This is a genomic window from Lentihominibacter hominis (genome assembly GCF_014385065.1).
Taxonomy (GTDB): Bacteria; Bacillota; Clostridia; order Peptostreptococcales; family Anaerovoracaceae; genus Lentihominibacter; species Lentihominibacter hominis.
In genome coordinates this window covers 720,419-740,028 of the sequence record NZ_JACRTA010000001.1, presented here as the reverse complement: position 1 = coordinate 740,028, position 19,610 = coordinate 720,419, and the positions used below count along the sequence as shown (strand labels likewise).

Annotated in this window: 19 protein-coding genes; 14 read left to right on the top strand and 5 right to left on the bottom strand. The window is 39.7% G+C overall.

The window, feature by feature from the left end; genetic code table 11:
- The first annotated feature begins 1 nt into the window (after position 1).
- The 4 genes from H8692_RS03515 (at position 2) to srtB (ending at position 3,190) form a co-directional block, all read left to right on the top strand.
- Entirely contained in the window at positions 2-577 is a 576-nt protein-coding gene (locus H8692_RS03515) for an indolepyruvate oxidoreductase subunit beta (protein ID WP_177270901.1), read from the top strand.
- Positions 578-639: 62 nt separating this feature from the next.
- Positions 640-1,938 carry a phenylacetate--CoA ligase family protein gene (locus tag H8692_RS03510; protein WP_187524998.1) on the top strand — a complete coding sequence of 433 codons (1,299 nt, stop codon included), beginning with the start codon at positions 640-642 and terminating at the stop codon, positions 1,936-1,938.
- A 20-nt stretch (positions 1,939-1,958) separates the two neighbouring features.
- Positions 1,959-2,387 carry an ACT domain-containing protein gene (locus tag H8692_RS03505; RefSeq protein WP_177270899.1) on the top strand — a complete coding sequence of 143 codons (429 nt, stop codon included), beginning with the start codon at positions 1,959-1,961 and terminating at the stop codon, positions 2,385-2,387.
- 29 nt (positions 2,388-2,416) lie between these two features.
- On the top strand, positions 2,417-3,190 hold the full coding sequence (gene srtB / locus H8692_RS03500; RefSeq protein WP_177270898.1) for a class B sortase: 774 nt from the start codon (positions 2,417-2,419) through the stop codon (positions 3,188-3,190).
- 3 nt (positions 3,191-3,193) lie between these two features.
- On the opposite strand, the gene trhA is transcribed toward srtB, so the two are convergent.
- Positions 3,194-3,838, bottom strand: a complete 645-nt coding sequence (gene trhA, locus H8692_RS03495) for a PAQR family membrane homeostasis protein TrhA (protein ID WP_187524997.1) — start codon at positions 3,836-3,838, stop codon at positions 3,194-3,196.
- 212 nt (positions 3,839-4,050) lie between these two features.
- On the opposite strand from trhA, the gene H8692_RS03490 reads away from it, so the two are divergent.
- Positions 4,051-4,536 carry a DUF1836 domain-containing protein gene (locus H8692_RS03490; RefSeq protein ID WP_177270896.1) on the top strand — a complete coding sequence of 162 codons (486 nt, stop codon included), beginning with the start codon at positions 4,051-4,053 and terminating at the stop codon, positions 4,534-4,536.
- Between the two features lie 3 nt (positions 4,537-4,539).
- Positions 4,540-5,484, top strand: a complete 945-nt coding sequence (locus H8692_RS03485) for a helix-turn-helix transcriptional regulator (RefSeq protein WP_177270895.1) — start codon at positions 4,540-4,542, stop codon at positions 5,482-5,484.
- 55 nt (positions 5,485-5,539) lie between these two features.
- Here H8692_RS03485 and H8692_RS03480 read toward each other — a convergent pair whose 3' ends face one another.
- Positions 5,540-6,532, bottom strand: a complete 993-nt coding sequence (locus H8692_RS03480; protein ID WP_187524996.1) for an AraC family transcriptional regulator — start codon at positions 6,530-6,532, stop codon at positions 5,540-5,542.
- Positions 6,533-6,663: 131 nt separating this feature from the next.
- On the opposite strand from H8692_RS03480, the gene H8692_RS03475 reads away from it, so the two are divergent.
- The 7 genes from H8692_RS03475 to H8692_RS11030 all read left to right on the top strand — a co-directional run bounded on the left by H8692_RS03475 (position 6,664) and on the right by H8692_RS11030 (position 14,872).
- The gene (locus tag H8692_RS03475; RefSeq protein ID WP_187524995.1) at positions 6,664-8,376 is read left to right on the top strand and encodes an amidohydrolase; all 1,713 of its coding nucleotides are present in this window, start codon (positions 6,664-6,666) and stop codon (positions 8,374-8,376) included.
- Between the two features lie 25 nt (positions 8,377-8,401).
- Entirely contained in the window at positions 8,402-9,766 is a 1,365-nt protein-coding gene (locus H8692_RS03470) for an APC family permease (RefSeq protein WP_177270892.1), read from the top strand.
- A 114-nt stretch (positions 9,767-9,880) separates the two neighbouring features.
- Complete coding sequence (locus H8692_RS03465; protein WP_177270891.1) at positions 9,881-11,245, top strand: amino acid permease; 1,365 nt, start codon at positions 9,881-9,883, stop codon at positions 11,243-11,245.
- 37 nt (positions 11,246-11,282) lie between these two features.
- Positions 11,283-12,959 (top strand): amidohydrolase, encoded by a 1,677-nt coding sequence (locus H8692_RS03460; protein WP_187524994.1) that lies wholly within the window; start codon positions 11,283-11,285, stop codon positions 12,957-12,959.
- A 13-nt stretch (positions 12,960-12,972) separates the two neighbouring features.
- Entirely contained in the window at positions 12,973-13,416 is a 444-nt protein-coding gene (locus H8692_RS03455; protein ID WP_187524993.1) for a DUF3237 domain-containing protein, read from the top strand.
- 157 nt (positions 13,417-13,573) lie between these two features.
- Positions 13,574-14,581, top strand: coding sequence for an SPFH domain-containing protein (locus H8692_RS03450; RefSeq protein ID WP_187524992.1), 1,008 nt, complete (start codon positions 13,574-13,576; stop codon positions 14,579-14,581).
- A 36-nt stretch (positions 14,582-14,617) separates the two neighbouring features.
- Entirely contained in the window at positions 14,618-14,872 is a 255-nt protein-coding gene (locus tag H8692_RS11030; protein ID WP_243206883.1) for a type II toxin-antitoxin system antitoxin, read from the top strand.
- Between the two features lie 54 nt (positions 14,873-14,926).
- Here the strand turns inward: H8692_RS11030 and H8692_RS03440 are convergent, their stop codons facing one another.
- On the bottom strand, positions 14,927-16,501 hold the full coding sequence (locus tag H8692_RS03440; RefSeq protein WP_177270887.1) for a helix-turn-helix domain-containing protein: 1,575 nt from the start codon (positions 16,499-16,501) through the stop codon (positions 14,927-14,929).
- A gap of 206 nt (positions 16,502-16,707) precedes the next feature.
- Here H8692_RS03440 and aguB point away from each other — a divergent pair, with 206 nt between their 5' ends.
- On the top strand, positions 16,708-17,598 hold the full coding sequence (gene aguB, locus H8692_RS03435) for an N-carbamoylputrescine amidase (protein WP_187524991.1): 891 nt from the start codon (positions 16,708-16,710) through the stop codon (positions 17,596-17,598).
- 67 nt (positions 17,599-17,665) lie between these two features.
- On the opposite strand, the gene H8692_RS03430 is transcribed toward aguB, so the two are convergent.
- A complete protein-coding gene (locus tag H8692_RS03430) occupies positions 17,666-18,199 on the bottom strand; it encodes a methylated-DNA--[protein]-cysteine S-methyltransferase (protein ID WP_177270885.1) in 534 nt (177 codons plus the stop codon).
- 154 nt (positions 18,200-18,353) lie between these two features.
- Positions 18,354-19,595, bottom strand: a complete 1,242-nt coding sequence (locus H8692_RS03425) for a metal-dependent hydrolase family protein (RefSeq protein WP_346727730.1) — start codon at positions 19,593-19,595, stop codon at positions 18,354-18,356.
- Positions 19,596-19,610: the final 15 nt, after the last annotated feature.

The following is a 19,610-nucleotide window of genomic DNA, read 5'->3' as shown; positions in this document are numbered from 1 at the left end:
CATGAATAAGTCAAATATACTTATAGTAGGTGTAGGCGGACAGGGAACATTGCTTGCCAGCGTGCTTCTGGGCAATCTCGCTTTGGCAAAGGGTTTTGATGTAAAACTTTCCGAAGTACACGGAATGGCACAAAGAGGCGGAAGTGTAGTTACTCATGTAAAAATAAGTGAAGATACAGTAAATTCCCCTCTAATAGAAGAGGGAGATGCTGATGTTATAATTGCCTTTGAAGAGTTGGAAGCATACAGATGGCTGCCTTATCTTAAAAAAGGAGGAACTATGTATGTTAATACACAGCAAATTCTTCCTATGCCAGTGATTCTCGGACAGGATAAGTACCCGGAGCATATCATGCAGACACTTCGGGAAAAGGCCGGTACTATTAAAGCTTTTAATGCTCTTGAGATAGCAGAAGAATGCGGAAGTGTCAAAGCTGTGAATGTGGTTCTTCTGGGAGCAGCTTCAAAGGATCTTCCTTTTGATGAAGCTGCGTGGATCAAGGTTATCGAGGAGAATGTAAAACCAAAGTTTGTAGAACTGAATAAAAAAGCGTTTGAAATGGGAAGAAACGCATAAATCTTAAAAAAGCCTGTACGATCGCCTAAGGCGGACAGACAAATGAAAGGAAAAGTTGCAGAATGATTTGGAATAAGGAAATAGAATGCGCAGATCGTGAAACAATGCGAGCTCTGCAATTAAAAAAATTAAAGGAAACCGTAAAATATGAGTATGACAATGTGCCTTACTATAGAAAGAAAATGGATGATGCCGGTGTTAAGCCTGAGGATATAGAATCCTTAGACGACATAAGAAAATTACCTTTCATAACAAAAGAGGATATTGCTGCAAATTATCCGACAGGACTCTTTGCAAAACCCATGGAAGAAATAGTGAGGATACACGCTTCATCAGGAACGACCGGCAAGCCTAAAGTTGCAGGTTACACGAGGAAAGACCTGGAAATCTGGGGAGAATGTGTAGCCAGAGCTATGGCAAGTGCAGGACAGGACAGTAAATCAGTGGTTCAGGTTGCTTACGGATACGGTCTTTTTACAGGAGGTCTGGGAGCGCATATCGGAGCGGAAACCATTGGAGCTACGGTTATTCCCATGAGCAGCGGCAATACCAAAAAGCAGATAATGTTTATGCAGGATATGAAGAGTACGGCTTTGGCATGTACGCCTTCATATGCCCTTACCATAGCTGAAGGTGTTGCAAAGGAAGGAATAGATCCGGCTGATCTGCCGCTGAAAGCGGGAATCTTCGGTGCGGAGCCGTGGACTCAGGGAATGAAGGAAAGCATAGAGAAAGGTCTGGGAATAAAGGCCTATGATATTTACGGCCTTACAGAAATCGTAGGTCCGGGAGTTTCCATCAGCTGTGATGAGAATGAAGGAATGCATGTGCAGGAGGATTATTTTTATCCTGAAATAATAGATCCGGAAACTCTTGAGCCATTGCCTGACGGAGAAATAGGCGAGCTGGTATTCACGACACTTGGAAAAGAGGGCTTTCCTATGGTAAGATACAGAACAAGAGATCTCTGTTATCTGATGAGGGAAAAGTGCGGCTGCGGAAGGACTACGGTCAGAATGAGCAAGATTCTGGGAAGAACTGATGATATGCTTATTATAAGGGGAGTTAACGTATTCCCTTCACAAATAGAAGAAGTGATATCTAAGTTTGAGGAGCTTACGATAAACTATATGATTTATGTGGGAAGAGAAAATAATAAAGACACATTTGATCTTGAGGTTGAGCTGGCTTCCGGACTTGCCATAGACAACATAAAGTTTATAGAAGAACTCAGAGGAAGACTTGATCACTCATTGAGAGATATGCTGGGCATCGGCTGTAAAGTCAAGTTCCTCAATGAAGGAACATTGCCGAGAAGCGAAGGCAAAGCCGTTAGAGTTAAAGATTCGAGAAACCTTTAAGGGATAAAGGAGGAATTAAAATGTTAATTAAGCAGATGTCGGTGTTTGTAGAAAACACAACGGGAAGGCTGGCGGACTTAACAAAGATTTTAGCCGATAACAATATCGATATCAAGGCAAGTACCATTGCTGATACTGTTGACTTCGGTATTCTAAGATGCATTGTTCCGGACCCGGAGGTGGCTACGGAAATATTGAAAAAAGCAGGTTTTACTGCCAGCATTACAGAAGTCGTGGCAGTATCTTTGGAAGATAAACCGGGAGGTCTTCATAAAGTTCTTAAGATACTTGCTGATAATGATATAGGTGTAGATTATATTTATTCTACTATCAAGGCTAAGGATGATGAGGCAGTAATTATGATAAAAGTTGAGGATCCTCAGAAGGCTATAGATGTATTGACATCAAATGGCATTAAACTGTTCAGCATGAATGAATTGAGCAAATAAAGCAAGATTTTATGAAAGGGACATAAAATATGGGTTTAGGAAGAAAAATAATCTTGATAATATGTCTGATAGTGTTTATAGGTTCAGCGGGTGTTCTTGCAGACTATTTTATTAACGGGATGAAAGAGCAGAATGCTCTTGAGGATCTGAAAGATCTTCAGACGGAAAGGGAGGATCTTATCACTGACAAAGGTACAGTAATGGGAAAATATGCGGATCTGTATCTTGCCAACGGGGATATTATAGGATGGGTGACTGTCGAAGATACGAAGATAGACTATCCTGTGATGCAGACTCAGAGTGATCCGGAGTACTATATCCGAAGAGGGTTCGACAAGGAGAGTACATCTTCGGGGACTCCATTTATGGACGCAACCAGCGATATATTCGTACCGACATCCAATTTTCTTATTTACGGACATAATATGAAAAACGGAACGATGTTTCATGATCTTTTGAAATATGAGGACAAAGAATTTTTTAATGAACATAGGACCTTCAGATTTGATACTATATACAAAGGAGGTCAGGGTACTTACGAGGTGCTGGCAGCAGGGTATACGGAGATATATCCCGAAGATTCAAATGAATTCAAATATTATCAGTATGCAGGAATAACTTCCAGGTCTGATTTCAATGAATATGTAAAAGGCGTAAAATCTATATCAGCTTATGATACAGGAGTTACTGCCGAGTACGGAGATCAGCTGGTAACGCTGTCTACCTGCGCTTATCATACTGATGACGGAAGATTTTTCGTGGTAGGAAAAAGAACCGACGCTAAGCAGCAGACGCCGCAGTAGATTTTATATCATGAATATTACCATAAAATAATGACATATGCTGCCCAGTACGACGAATATATGAAATATCTCATGAAAACCAAACATTTTCCCGATGTTTGGTTTTTTAATGCCATAGATGATTCCCCCTATGGTATAAAGTACACCACCGGAAATAAGAAAGAAAAGTGTTTCTCCGGAAAGACTTTTCAGCGCTGAAAAATCTATGGCAATAAACCATCCCATTAATATATAAAGAACAGTACTGAGCCATCTTGGTGCATTCATCCAGCAGAGTTTCATTATTATGCCTACGGCAGCTATTACCCAGATAGCAGTTAGGAGAATGGTTTTCTGCGGATTTTGAAGGATCTGGTAGAGCAGAGGGGTATAAGATCCTGCTATCAGTGCATATATCATGGAATGATCAAGTTTTCTCAGCCTTTTCACGATAGATTCCGGCCCTGATACATAATGGTATACGCTGCTGGCGCTGTATAATCCTATTAAGGACAGACAGAATACAATGCCGGTGAACTGTACCGCAGTAAAGGGGTGCTGCACCGTTTTTATCAGCATTATGATTATTCCTGCAACAGATAGTACTGCTCCGATAAAATGTGTGTAACAGCTCATTGGATCTCTGGCTTTTGAAAATAATTTTGGCATTTTTGCGAACTCCTTTATATAGAATTATAATATGCGATATATGGTTTTTAAAACTATGTATTGCATATTATAGTAACATATAAAATGATTTTATCAACCCTATATTGCAAAATAATAATTTTTTTTGTAATATAGAACAAAACCATACTGCTAAATTATTTGGCAGATTAATATGTTATTTTTGGCATGATATGAAAACAAGGAGCGAAGACATGAAAATTTCGAAAGACATGAATTTATGGGAAAAGCCTATTGTGAGCAGCAAAATACCGGAAATAGATCTTTATATGGATCAGTTGCTTTCTTTGACATCAGAGAAAGAGGTTACCAAAACAATGATAAATAATTACAGCAAAGAACATCTAATAAAGCCCCTTAAAGGAAAAAAATACAGTAAGGAGCAGATAATACAAATTCTCTTCATCATGAATCTTAAACAGAATATTCCACTGAGCGACATCAAAGGGCTGATGCCTCAGCAGGAAGATGCAGTAGACTACAGGAAGGTATATGATTTCTGCGAAGCGGAAGACGGCAGACTTTCTGAGGCTGCGGAAGAATTTGTAAATAGACATATAAAATGCGGAGAGGATCTCTCAGAAGATGAGCAAGCTCTTGCCGCAGCTATGATGTTATCATCCTGCTGTAAGTATTTCAAAAATATCTGTGAGAAGCTGTCAGATGGAGGAGATAAGTAAGGAATGGCTGAAAAAATCAGGAGAATTGGGGATACACCTTTGAGCATAAGTGTTTACTCAGTAGAAGAAGCTCCTACAAAAATAAATGATAGAGGGATTTTGGAAATTATATTTTGCCTTAAAGGCAGAGTAAGGTTTTCATATGCTTATGAGGAGTTTACATTACATGCCGGAGAATATATTTCTGTTGACAGAGATGCTTATTATCTTTATGGAGATGGGAATAATCTTCTGGTTTCGTTTTATTTTGATCTTGCCTGTTATAAGAGCAAATATCCTTTTATATGCAATAACTTGTTTGTGTGTGAGGGGTTGGCTGAAACGGCTATGGATTATCCCAGGGAGGAACATCGGCGGCTCAAAGGTATGCTGATTGCGCTTCTCAAATTTATTTCCGAAAACGGGTCTGCGGAAAAAGTGGCAGGAGCCTCAGAACGTATCGTGGATATGTTTGTAGAGAGGTTTGATATATTCTTTTTTCACGCCGGAGCCGGGGCCGGAGATAAAAAAGGGCTTGCGAAACTCCACGAGATAAATGATTATCTACACAGTCATATGAAAGAGAAAGTTTGTATAGGGGATATTGCGGCCAGATTTAATTTTACGGAAGGATATATGTCTGAATATCTGAGAAAGATGTCCGTAGGGTTTCGCGGTATGATGAGTTATATCAGAGCTAATGAATCTGAAACTTACCTGCTCAGAACTAATAAAACAATACTTGAAATATCAGAGGAATGTGGGTTTTCTGATGTCAAGTATTACTATTCGGCCTTTAAGCGGTGGTATAAGTGTACTCCGAAACAGTTTAGAGAACAGTATGGAAAAGTATCAGAAGAAAAGATAAGATATCTGGATATCATAGATACAAAGGATATACTCGAAAAGCTTCTGACTGATCATTATATGGAAACATATCTGTTTTATTCTGATGGTAAAATATTATAGGTTTTGATGATTTTATGTTGTGATTTGGATTTGTGTCCAAAATAAATTTTACGTCTTATTCTATGGGAAGCCCTTTATAAGGAACGAAGGGAGAGAGCCAAAGCTCGGGAACTTGCAGTTTGGCGAAATGGAAGGCGATAAAGTGCTCCAGGTCTTCTTTTTTTGTTTCGACATTGTAGTATATGGTTTCTTTTGCTGAAGATTTCAGCTCATGCAGTTTTCTGCGGTATCGATTAGGTGTCGTTACATTCCATTTTTCAAAAACTCGATAATAATAGAGCGGTGAGGAAAAACCTACTTCATAGGCAATATCGGAAATATTTTTGTCAGTTTCAAGAAGTAGACTTGCTGCTTTGTATGCTCTTATGTCATTTACAAATTTGGAAAATCCCACGAAGGATGTTTTTTTAAAAAAACGGGAAAGATATTTATAATTAAAATGGTTGATATCACACAGTTTTTTCAGTGTGATTTTTTTTGAGTAATTTTTATCAATATAAATTATGATACTTTCAAATCTGTCCTTCATCTCATCAGAGTATTCTGTTGAATTGGCTATGAAATAGAAGTAGTGAAAATGATTTAGCATCATTTGTATAACTTCTACAGCAAATCTCGTTATGATATTGCTTACAGACAATCCGGGATGTGGGAAACAGTAAAAATACAGCATAGTCAGCAGCAGCCTTTTGAGGTTTTGAAGTTCCGGCTGTTTTGACTGTGGTGTCGTAAGGGGTTCACATATAAAATATATTCTTTCCAAATCCGGTTTTTCAAATACAGGATGCGTCAAATCAAAGTAAAAGGAGACCAGCAGATTTTCTCTGTCACAACTAAGGTAGTGAATGTCGAAAGGGTCACATGATATGATATCGCCCTCTTTTAGCGTGATATCCTGCAGTCTGGTGTATATGGTAACAGGGCCCTTCAGACAGTATATTATTTCAAGGAATCCTTTATGATGATGAGGTGCTTGCTGTGTCACTGAGTAAATGGATATCCCGGCAGGTGTCTTCGGGATCATATCAAAGTTTTGATTTTGTTTCATAAAATACAATCTCCATATTTATATATGTTTTTCTACTAAATTATACAAAAGACAGACGAAAAAGTATATAGAATTATCAGAAAAATAAGAATAAAATTATTCCAACAAAAGAAAGAAAGGATGTTAATAATATGATATTTGCAGATACAGCGCTGATAAACGGAAAAATATATTCTGTTGATAAAAACGGGAAGAAAACAGACGGCGATACAGTGCTGATAAAGGATGGGCTCATATTAAAGACGGGAATAGAGAAAGATCTGCAGAATTATATATCTGCGGACACAGAGGTGATCGACTGTCATGGCAATACCATCCTTCCCGGGCTGTGTGATGCTCACTGCCATCCGTCCATAGCGGCAAGCGCCTATTCCGGATGTGATCTTTTCGGTATATATATACAGGAGGGAGAATCAGGCACAGACATCATAGATAAATACATGAAAAGACTGAAAGATTTTGTGGATAAAAACCCGGAAGAAGTTCTTATAAGAGGCACCGGCTGGGTGATGGGGAATTTTATGGCAGACAGAATGCCTACGAGACATGATATAGACATGATATGCAGTGACAGACCGGTTATACTTGAATCTTTCTGCCAGCATAATCTGTGGGTTAATACAAAGGCTATAGAAATAGCGGGAATCAGCGAGAATACACCTGACGTATATGCAGGAAAGATATATAGAGAAGCAGATGGATTTCCTGAAGGCATCTTTAATGATCCCGAAGCCATGAACCTCATTAAACTTAATGTGCCGGGTTATGATTTTTCCGTTGAAAAGTATAAGGAGGCATTTCTTCACTATCAGAAAGACTACGCTAATAAATACGGGGTGACTTTGGTACAGGATTGTATGCATAGTGATAATGCCAGAACTGCTTTTAAAGAACTTGCTCTGGAAGGAAAGCTTACTGTCAGAATAAGAGGTGTTTATCTGATGGAGCCGGGAAAAGCCGACAGCCAACTGCCGGAAGCTATTAAAAGAAGAGGTATGGATAATGTAGGCGATGATTTTCGTATAGATACTGTAAAGATATTTGCTGAGGGAATGTTTTCTTTGATAGATTCTTACGATAAAAAGTTTATTAAAGAAAACGGGCTGCCTGATGATTATAATGAACCTCTTTACTGGAGCGATGAAGAGTTTACGAAAACAGCATATAAAGCCATGAAAGCAGGCTTTGATATACACGTGCATGCTATGGGGGATAATGCCGTAAGACAGAGTGCGGAATGTTTGAGTAAAGCTCAGCTTCTTCTGAAAGACAAAAATGAAGGTTTTCGGAATGTGATCGCTCATCTCATGCTAACTCGAAGCGCAGATATGGAATTGATGGCTGAGAATCATATAATAGCAAACTGCCAGCCCAGGTGGATGGTATATGACTCAGATATAGAAGCCATGGTGCCTATGATTGGAAAGAAAAGAGCAGAGAATGCATATCCTCTCAGAGCTCTTTTGGATAGAGGGATAACGGTAACTTTCGGAACGGATTTTCCTGTAACACCTCCTCCGGATACAATGCAGGAAATACAGTGTGCCATGACAAGAAAAGTTTTTCCTGAGGCGCCGGATTATCATAAGTTTAAAGATATGGTGTTGGGTAATGAAAAACCGGCAACTTTATGGGAAGCTGTGAAAGCATTATCGTTAAACGGAGCTTATCAAATGTCTGCCGAAGATATAACAGGTTCTGTAGAAGCCGGAAAGTCAGCTGATATAGCTGTTCTTGATTCAGATATAGAGGCTGTGCCCATAGATGAGATATATGCTGTTAAGGTAGATAAAACCTTGTTCAAAGGAAAGGTTGTTTACGAAAAAGACAATCAGATATGTTAAAGCGTATTTGTATAGGAGGTTTGTTATGGAAGCAAGATATAATGAAAATGTAGCTGAAAGAACAGAACTTAAGAGGGTGCTAAGGCTGCCTACTTTGGTATGTCAGGGGCTGGCGTATTTGTGTCCGGCATGTGTACTGATGTACTATGGGATTATAAATGTCCTTACCGGAGGGCATTTTCCTTTGACATTGATAGTAGCAGGGATTGCTATGACTCTTACTGCACTCAGTTATGCTAAAATGTGCAGAAAATATCCTGTAGCCGGATCGGTGTACAGTTATGTGAGCAAATCCATAGGACCCAAGTTAGGATTCATATCAGGGTGGGCGCTGATGCTTGATTATTTACTGCTGCCTATGACATGTTACCTTGGATGCGGACTTTATCTTAACATAATGATTCCTGCTGTTCCTGTGTGGGGATGGATAATAATTGCAGTAGTATTTGTTGCCATATGCAATTATGTCGGCGTGGGAATAGCGTCTATAGTTAATAACATTAATGTTGCGGCTCCTATAATAGCGCTTATAGTAACAGTGATATTTATTATTAAATTTGTCATGGGAGGCGGAGGATCAGGGACGCTTCTTTATTCTGAGGCTGTATATAATTCTCAGCTTTTTGACTTCAGCGCGCTCATGACGGGGGCCGGAATCATGGCTATAGTGTTTGTAGGCTTTGATTCGGTGACTACATATTCAGAGGAAACCATTAACCCGGAAAAAAATATGCCTAAAGCAGTGATTCTCATATGTGTCGGCGCAGCTATAGAGTTTTTTATCGTAGCATATTTTATGAATTGCGGATGGCCATATGCGCCGGGAGCTATCAATGATCCTGATACTGCTATAACAGAATTTAATATTCATATTGGTATAGGATGGATGAATACCATATTCATTCTCATAAATACACTGGCATCTATAGGCTGCTGTATAGCAGGGCAGGGAGCTACGGCTCGTATTCTCTTGGGGATGGGCAGAGATGGATTTCTTCCTAAAAAGTTTTTCGGTTATGTTCATCCTAAATTCAAAACACCTTCTAAAAATATACTACTTACTGCAGCGGTTGGCCTTACTGCCATACTTTTTCAGGATAGCCTTACCAATGCCATGTCATTAGTGAGCTTCGGCGCATTATTGGGATTTATACTGACTAATATATGTGTCATAATGAGATTTTGGGTTAAGGATAAAGAGCGATCGGGCGCAGCTGTGTTAAGGAATCTTGTAATCCCTGCCATAGCAGCTGCAGTGTGTATATATCTTTGGCTGAGTCTTCCTACGGCCGGTAAGCTTGTGGGATTTTCATGGATAGCTGTAGGGCTGGTGGTTCTGGGAATAAAGACAAAAGGTTTTAGAATTCTGCCGCCCGAATTGAACTTGTAAGATTTATTGATGTTTTCATGTAAAAAATATAAAAAACGTCAATAAACCGGCATTGTTTAAAAGATCCTTTCGGTATATTCTGAATATATCGAAAATACTGGGAGGTGTAAAACAGTGAATAGTGAAAAACAACAAAGCGGTGAATTCAAAAAGGTCTTGGGATTAGGCTCTTTGATCATTTTCGGACTTGCATATATGGCTCCGACAGTGGTATTCAATTACTATGGTCCATTGTCCGTGGCCTCAGAAGGTATGTATCCGACTTGTTTCGTCATTACGGCGATAGCTATGTTCTTTACGGCATTTAGTTATGCCAATATGTCGAAGGAGTTCCAGAAGTCGGGTTCTGCATACGTTTATGTGCAAAAATCTCTGAATCCTCATTTCGGGTTTGCTGCAGGCTGGGTGATGCTCTTAGATTATCTTTTGCTGCCTATGATATGTATTTTGTGTGTTGCCATATACATGGAAACATATGTACCTGCGGTTCCTGCATGGGCATGGGTTATCCTTCTGGTAGCACTGCTTTTCGTCATCAATGCTATGGGGATAAGTATGGCTGCCAAAGTTGATACAGTAATAGTCATAGCTCAGCTCTTGATGATGGCATTGTTTGTAGCAGTGGGAATCGTTACTATTGCCAGGGGCGGTATTGATGGAACGGCTAACGGGCTGATTGACGGTACGGCTTTTTACAATCCTGATGTGTTTGAGTTTCGGCTTGTTCTTTATCCGGCTGCTATTCTTTGTGTATCATTTCTTGGCTTTGATGCGGTATCTACATTGTCGGAAGAAGCTAAGCACCCGAAAAAAGATATACCGAGAGCTATTGTTCTGGTGTGTCTGGGTGCAGGGCTGGTGTTTACGCTCATCGCATATATAGCTCAGGCTATGTGGCCTGTGGGGTATCAGCAGATTACAGATCCGGATTCAGGAATATTTGAGCTCCTTGCCAGAATACAGACTATACCTCATATGGATATCATGTTTCTGGTAGTAGATAATATAGGAAGTGTAGCCTGTGCTTTGTCGGGTCAGGCCGCTGTTATACGTATCATGTATAATATGGGACGTGACAACATACTGCCTAAAAAGATATTCGGCCATATGAGTAAGAAAGGCGTACCGCTTTATAATTTGATAATCGTAGGACTTATCGGGCTTGTAGCATTATTTTTTACTGATAATATTTTAGGCGGAGTAGAGCTGGTAAGTTTCGGAGCACTGACAGGTTTTATTCTTGTAAATATCTCAGTTCCTTTCTACTTTTTCAGGAAAAAGGGGATTCGGGGAGGAAAAGCCATCTTTAATTATGGCGCATTGCCTCTTATTGCTACTGTTATATGTGTATACCTGTGGCTTAATATGGCGGCTGCCGCTAAGATAATAGGTATCATCTGGCTGGCAGTGGGAATTGTCATACTGGCCGTAAAAACTAAAGGATTCAGGAAATTGCCTCCTGAGATGGACATTGAATAAACGACGTAAAAATAAAAGCTGAAAAGGCGGTGAAAAGATGTACATATTAAAAAATGCTAAAATTTATACATTGGAAGGTAAGAACAATGTAGATGCTATAGTTGTAGACGAAAGTAAAGTAGTATATGCGGGTAGCCTGAGGGGTGCGGAAAAATACACAGCGGCATCTAAAATCTATGATCTTGGAGGCAGGACCGTACTTCCGGGAATTGTAGACAGTCATATACATCCGGGTATGTGCTCCAGAAGCACATGGCATGTGAAACTTCCCTGGACGGAGAATGTAACTGAGCTTCTTGATTTTATAAGAGAATACGGCCGTAAACATCCCAGGGAGGAGATGCCTTTTATATACTTTGAATATTATCCTACTTCAATGTTTGATGAGAATGGCCCTACAAAGGAATTGCTGGACGAAGCCATTTCAGACAGACCTGTACTGTGTCAGGATTTTGGAGAGCATTTGTGCTGGATAAATACGAAGATGATGGAACTTCTCGGGGTTGATAAGGATACGCCGAATCCCAGCGCGCTGGAGGTCTTTGTGAGAGATAGGCAAGGAAATCCGACAGGCTGGGTAAAAGAAATGGCATGGGTACATTTTGCTGATAACATGTTTAACGCTATAGGATGGGCACCGCCTGAAGAACTTACAGAAGAAAGAATGGCTCCTTTTTTTGAACTCATGATGGAAAGTGGTATAACAGCTATTTTTGATGCCTTTATAGAAAACGACAGGCAGATACAGACAGTGTATGAAATGGATAGAGCAGGGAAATTGTTTGTCTATTATGATGCTTCAGTAAGGTTTTGGAGATATGAGGATCTGCCTGAGAAAATTGATAAGCTCAGAGAATATCAGAGACTTTATACCACAGAACATATAAAATTTAATACCATGAAGCTTTTTTTAGATGGGACTAATGAAAGTGGAAACTCTGCTTCTCTTCATGAGCATATCCATGATTCCGGCAATTACGGAGAAATCATGATGGAAAAAGATGAGCTTGTAAGATGCTTTCTTCTCTGCAATAGAGAGGGTCTTGATCTTCATATACATATGGTGGGAGACAGAGCATTTAAAGTAGGATGCGACGCTGTGGAGGAGGCGCAGAAAACGGCCGCAGAAAACGGTGAGCCGTGGATTTGCAGACCGGTATTTGCACACTGCGAAATAGTAGACCCCTCAGATATGAAAAGGCCTGCAAAGTTGGGTATTTTCATAAACTGGAGCTGCCACTGGTCGGGAGGATATTTCGGCGAAGAAGCTATGAATTACTATACGGAGGAAAAATGGCGCAGGATGTATCAGTTTAATCCTATGATAAAAAGCGGCGCTATGGTATCTTTTTCCAGTGATGTAGTCACGGCGTATGAGATGCACAGAGCATATCCTTTTTTTGGTATGCAGGTGGCGGCAACAAGAGTAGATCCTGAATTTCCGCTTGATCCTGTTAGATATCCTGAAAGTATGAGACCGGAAGCATCTGCAAGGCTTGATATGGATGTACTTATTAAAGGATATACTATAAATGGTGCGAGACAACTGAGATGGCAGGATAAGATGGGGTCTTTAAGTGCAGGAAAACTTGCTAATTTTGTAGTGATTGATAAGGATCCGTTTGAAGTTTCAGAAGATGAAATCAAAGATATAAGAGTAGAAGCTGTAGTATTTGACGGTAAGCTTATCAAGGGCAGCCTTGAAAATATTTGAAATGAGGGGTGTCATGAGAAAAATTTTTGATATAAATCTTATTCAGCAAAATGATATAAATATGGGAATAACGTGCAGGGGAGATACATTAGTTTCTCCCTCCGATAAAGGATCTTTTTCAGGAAAAGATATAAAAGGACAGGTTATGCCCGCCGGTATGGGAATCACATATACACCCATTGCCGGCAGCAACGATATAGAGTCTACGCTTCTTCTCAAAACGGATGACGGAGTTTATATAATAATGGAGATGAGAGCCTTTCTCAATATGGAAGATTGTGTGGAACAAAGACTTATGGAGGGGGATCGCGTGGATCCTGATGAGTATTATTTCAAAGGTACGGTAAGATTTAGGACGGGTCATGACCTGTATAAATGGCTGGAACGTAAGGTATGTGTCTGTGTTACGGAAATAATCAATTGGGAAGAGCTTAAGATAAGTGTATATATGGTATGAAATGAAGAAACTGACATTGAGTTGTCAGTTTTTTTATAACAAATAATTTTATAAGATTTCTCTTGACATTAAGATATAATAAGATATAATGATGATATCAAAATGATATCATTAAATAATAGCGATAAAGTTCGGGATCTAATAAGGAGGAGAAAATATGGAAACTAACAATAATCTGATCAAGAACAATATTACAGAAAAAGAACTTCATCCTATGTCGGGGATGGCAATGCTTTTCATCATTATAATCGGTATTTTAGCCGGAGTTGCCTTGTGTATAGCAGGACCTGTTTTTTTTGTAGATATGACAGGTGTGTTTGTAGCAGCAGGGATACTGTTGATAGTGGTGCTTTGTATTTTAATGGCAGGGCTCAAGATAGTCAATCCAAATGAAGCGTTAGTTCTTACTCTGTTTGGTAAATATTACGGAACCATAAAGAAAGATGGATTCTTTTTTGTCAATCCTTTTGCTACAGGGTTCAATCCGACTGTGGCCGGAACTGTAGACGGCCTCATAGCCGAAATAAGTGAATCCGCAAAAAAAGACGGACATAAAAAAGGCAGGACCATGAGCAAAAAGGTATCCACAAAGACAATGACTTTAAATAACGGACAGCAGAAAGTAAATGATGTTCAGGGTAATCCTGTTGTTATAGGTGCTATAGTTATTTGGCACGTATCTAATCCAACCAAAGCTGTTTTTAATATTGAGAATTATTTTGAGTATCTGTCAACTCAGTGTGACTCAACTATAAGAAACACGGCAAGACTTTATCCTTATGATACTATAGATCAGGAAAACGATGAGATGACTCTCAGGGGATCGAGTCTGGAGATTGCTCAGAATATGAAAGGAGAACTGCAGGAAAAGGTGAAAGGCGCCGGAATTGAGATACTGGAGGTAAGGATTACACATTTGGCATATGCAGAAGAGATAGCGGCTGCTATGCTTAAGAGACAGCAGGCTGCCGCAACAATTGCTGCAAGAGAGAAAATCGTTGAAGGTGCGGTAGGTATGGTCAGAATGGCTCTTGATAAACTGGAAGATGATGAACTTGTGGTTCTGGATGATGAACGTAAAGCGGCCATGGTATCTAATCTGTTAGTAGTTCTTTGCGGAGACAAAGATCCTCAGCCGGTTGTAAACAGCGGAAGTATATATTAAAATATTTGATATGGTTTATAGCCTGGAGGTAATCAGATGTCCAATGATATAAACAAAAAAGAAGAACAGCTGCAGCAGCGGCTTGAAAAAATCAAGAGGCTGGAAGATGAGATTAAAAAAAGAGAAAAAGCTGTTAAAGATAAGGAAAAGACGAAAAAACAGATGATCGTGAGATTATCTTCAGGACTTTGGAACGATATAGCCGCATGGGCGGAAGAGGATTTCCGATCTATAAACGGTCAAGTGGAGTACCTGCTAAGTGAATGTGTGAAACAGAGAAAAAAGAAATAAAATATAATAAACGGAACCAGTGTCTGTGGTTCCGTTTTTATGTACGAAAGTAAATTATTGAGTTTTTTTAATTTCCGTAAATACTATATCAAGAGGATCAAGTTTCGCCGAGTAGGTAAAACTTCCTGAGGAAGAGACGGTCTTCCATAGTATGCGTGGAGCCGACATCTCTTGTATCTGTTGTTTTTCATTTTCAGTCAGATCAGATTTGTATTCCATCTGCCTCCATAGGTCAAGGCAGTTTGAATCCGCTCGGAGGCGATGTTCGGTTATCTGATACTTGCCCGGCATATTAAACAGATCAAATTCAAGATTTTGAGGATTCTCAGCATCTTCATTGAAGAATAAGATCTGAACATTGCTGTCATTGACTGTTATCATGTACCATTCATCGTGTCCGCCTACAGTATTATACTGCGCGAAAAGAAATCGGCGCAGATAATAAAGCGGTTTTTTCATGTTATTGAATGTAAAGATCCCGTTTCTGTTTACCGCGGTGTCTATAAATGCCTGCGGCATATTTTTTGCTTCGGGGTCTTTTAATACGGTTTTCAAAAAGTTTATACAATCTTGCTGAGGATTGTAATTGCGATAGAATTTTTTTGGCAGCTCATCATCAGGCACCAGTCTATGGAGAAGAGAAGCCTTTTTCAGATCAAAAGAAACGGATTTTATTTGCTGAGCCGCTCCCGTGAAAGCCGGTATTTCACCATATGATTCTATAGCGTCATTTATACTGTCTAAAGGGAGTTCTTTGACAAGACATGTCGACTGCCTGATGGTTTCGCTTCTGTAAAGCTGTCTGTATTCTTTGGGATGGCATCCGAACCATTCTTTAAAATTTTCCACATAATATTTAGCATTGGAAAACCCCACATTAGAAGATACCTGGGCTATGGAATTATCAGTAGTCAAAAGCTCAGGCTCTGACATTTCCACTCTGACCATGCTGACAAAATTTCTGAAACTGTCACCTACCAGACGCTGAAAAAGGTGGGATAAATAGTAACTGTTAATGTTTTCGGATTCTGCGATGGATGACAGGCTCAGTTTATAGGGGTAATTCATATATACAAAACCCACGACCCGGCTTATACGATCTATTTGTACCAGATCATGTGAGATCTGATGTTCAAATGTTCGGCTTTCCAGATTGACTGTGAAACCTCTGAAATCTTTGTAAAGCGCATCTATGAGTGCATGGGAGATCTCTTTTATCCTATCTTTATAACCTTTCTTTTTCCCGTGAAGTTCAGAAATTATGGAAAACATATGTACTTTAAGCGCCAGCTGTTTTTTATATGTGGCGATGTTTTCGCTTACTTTTGTGGTAAATACCTGAACATCCAGATGTGGATAATATTTAGAAAAATAATCCATATTAAGACTTAAGACAACAACTAAGTTATTATTGGATAAGGTTCGGAAGCCGTGAACATCATCGCTGTGTATGAAGTGAACATTGTTTTTCGTAAGGCGATAACGTGCATAAGTCATTTTCAGTTCCACTTCGCCTTCCAGTACATATACTATCTGGATATCGTTATGTACATGCCAGGGGTATTGCTGTATCTGCAGAACCTGAACCTTTACCGGAAGATCATCTTCGTATTGTATTTCCTGAAGCATAACATACCTCCTTATTTTTGCACTGCAATTAATAAATGGTCTTAGTTGCTTTTTTTGATTATATCATATAAGAAAATTCATGTATATAGTATGAGAATAATCAGAATTTTTTAAAAATATAACAAAGAAGACAACATAAGTATGTTAAAATACTTATCTATATTGTAAAATTTATAAAAATAAAAATATCTGAAAGGAGCAGGTGCATGAAAAATGTAACAGTAGCGGCCACTCAAATGTCGTGTGGTCCTGATGCGGAGAAAAACATAGCTGTAGCAGAGAGGCTCATAAGAAAGGCGGCGTCACAGGGAGCTAATATCATTTTGATCCAAGAATTATTTCAGACTCAGTATTTTGCGCAGGTAGTAGAATATGAAAACCTCAAATTGGCTCAGCCGGCAGAGGATAATCCGATGCTGAAAAGGTTTTCTGAGCTGGCAGAGGAATTGAGTGTAGTCTTACCGATCAGTTTTTTCGAGGAGAGCGGCTGCTGCAGATTTAATTCTGTTATGGTGATAGATGCCGACGGATCTAACTTAGGGATTTACAGGAAAACTCATATACCTGATGATCCGGGATATTATGAAAAATTTTATTTTAGTCCCGGAGATACAGGCTTTAAAGTTTGGGATACAAAGTATGCTAAAATAGGTGTCGGTATTTGCTGGGATCAGTGGTTTCCTGAGGCTGCAAGAGCCATGGCACTTATGGGCGCAGAGATATTGCTGTATCCGACCGCTATCGGGACTTTTGCCGTACCTCCGGAGGAACTTCACAAAGAGCCTGACGATTACGATCATTGGCAAAACGTGATGTTAGGACATGCTGCAGCTAATATGACGCCTATAGTGGCATCTAATCGGATCGGAATAGAGGAAATGGGCAGCACAGCGATAAGATTCTGGGGAGCATCCTTTATTTCTGACAACAGGGGTAATAAAATCGCTGAAGCCGATACAAAATCAGAAGAGATTCTAACAGCTTCATTTGATCTTGATAAACTGGCAGAATACAGACGTGAGGTATGTACATTCAGAGACAGACGTCCTGAGAGATATCAGGTTCTTATGACTCTTGACGGAAAGATAAAAGAATAATAAAACATATGGGAGACTTAAGCTGATCTTTAAGAACTCCCATTTTCTGTTTTCTGAAAGTACCGGTTTATAGTGCTGTACCTTTCTTTGGTATAAACAGATGATTCATATCTGCTTTTTCAAGAGTGAGAAGCTTGATTTTTTTATCTATTCCGCCTGCATATCCAGTAAGGCTTCCATTTGATCCGACTACACGGTGGCAGGGAATAATAACGGAAATCTCGTTATGACCTACTGCTCCTCCTACAGCTTGAGAGGACATGTGAGGAAGACCCCTTTCTTCCGCTACCTTATGGGCTATTTCTCCATAAGTAACAGTTTTGCCATATGGGATTTTCAGAAGAAGTTTCCAGACCATAGTTTGAAAATCAGAGCCTATCATGTGGATAGGAGGTGTGAAATCAGGGTTTTTGCCTGAAAAGTAAATATCAAGCCATTTTTTTGTTTCCTTTAAAACTGGCAGTTCTTTTTCCTTATGCTGAACTTCCAGTTTATAAGCATAATATTTCTGACCTTCAAACCATAGGCCGGTAAGGCCGATATCATCTGCTGCCAAAAGGATATCGCCTATAGGAGACGTGTAATGAGATGTGTATTGCATAGTGACCTCCATTTATAAAATTTTTCTTTAAGGATATTATGATAATATTATAATATAGAGACTGACAGTCTATAAAAGGGAGATACATATTTCGGTATCTCCCTTGTTATTTTTGTTGTGCCTGCTGTATTATTGGACGGAAAGCAGTGAGATATCATAATCTTTTTACGAATTCTCCTTCTTTCATTATAATTTCCATATTTTCTACAGATATAGCATGTATATCATCGAGCGGATTTTCTTTAAGCACCAACAGATCAGCGCTTTTTCCGGCTTCCAGAGAACCGGTTATATCGTCTGCTCGCAATGCTTTTGCCCCATTTAGGGTAGCTGCTGTGATGGTATCCATTTCGCTGATACCGGCTTTAGTTATGAATTCGTAAATTTCTCCAATAGCAGTATCACCGTATGGCGTTATTTTAGAATTAAAGGAGTCGGATCCTATAGTCAGCAAAACACCTTTGGAGAAAGCTTTGCGAAGATTATCATATATTCGGTTCAATTCTTTTTCCGTAACGGTTTCTCCCGGGAATTTATCATGGAGCTCGGGTATGTAGTTTGGCGGGTAAGTGGCAAACCATGCCGGAAGGAAACTTATAGTAGGGCATAGCATTATTCCGTTTTCCGCCATAGTATCTATGGTTTCGTCATTAAGATCCCATCCGTGTATGATGAAGTCGGCTCCGGCCTTGACCGAATTGCCGGCACTTCCGAAACAGTGAGACCAGAGAGGTATGCCGCGCATTTTGCATTCATCGGATACAGCTTGGATTTCTTCCATGGTATAGTGGGGATCAGAACCTATTTCCCATCTCCATATACCGCCTCCGGTTGCCCATATTTTTATAGCATCGGGATTTTCTCGTATTCTTCTCCTTACAGCTTTTCGGAGATCCCACGGACCGTCTACACATTCTGCCCATGGATGAGCATTTTTGTTTTGCTCTATAGAAAGTTTATGGGAGTCTCCATGTCCGGCTGTCGCACAGAAACCAAGACCTGTAGCAATAATTCTCGGCCCTTTCATTACTTTAGCTTCCACCATATTTCTGATGTGGATACCGAACCTTGAGATCTCGCCGACAGTAGTCAGACCGGATTCGAGACACTCATGAGCTTGCTGTACTGCGACAACAGCTTTCTGGATATTATCCTCCATGACCCAGTCGCTGTCATTCTCTGTAAGGTTACCTGAAAAATGAAGGTGAGCGTCCACAAGCCCCGGCATTATAGTTTTGCCTGTGATATCGATAATATCGTATTCAGCAGGAATGTCTGAGGCTTTGCCTGCATAAGTAATCTTATCGTCATCAATAAGAACCAGACTGTTTGTTACGGCGGCTGATCCGGTGCCGTCTATCAGAAGACCTCCGGTAAATGCTGTTTTACACATCATAACCTCCCTTTATAC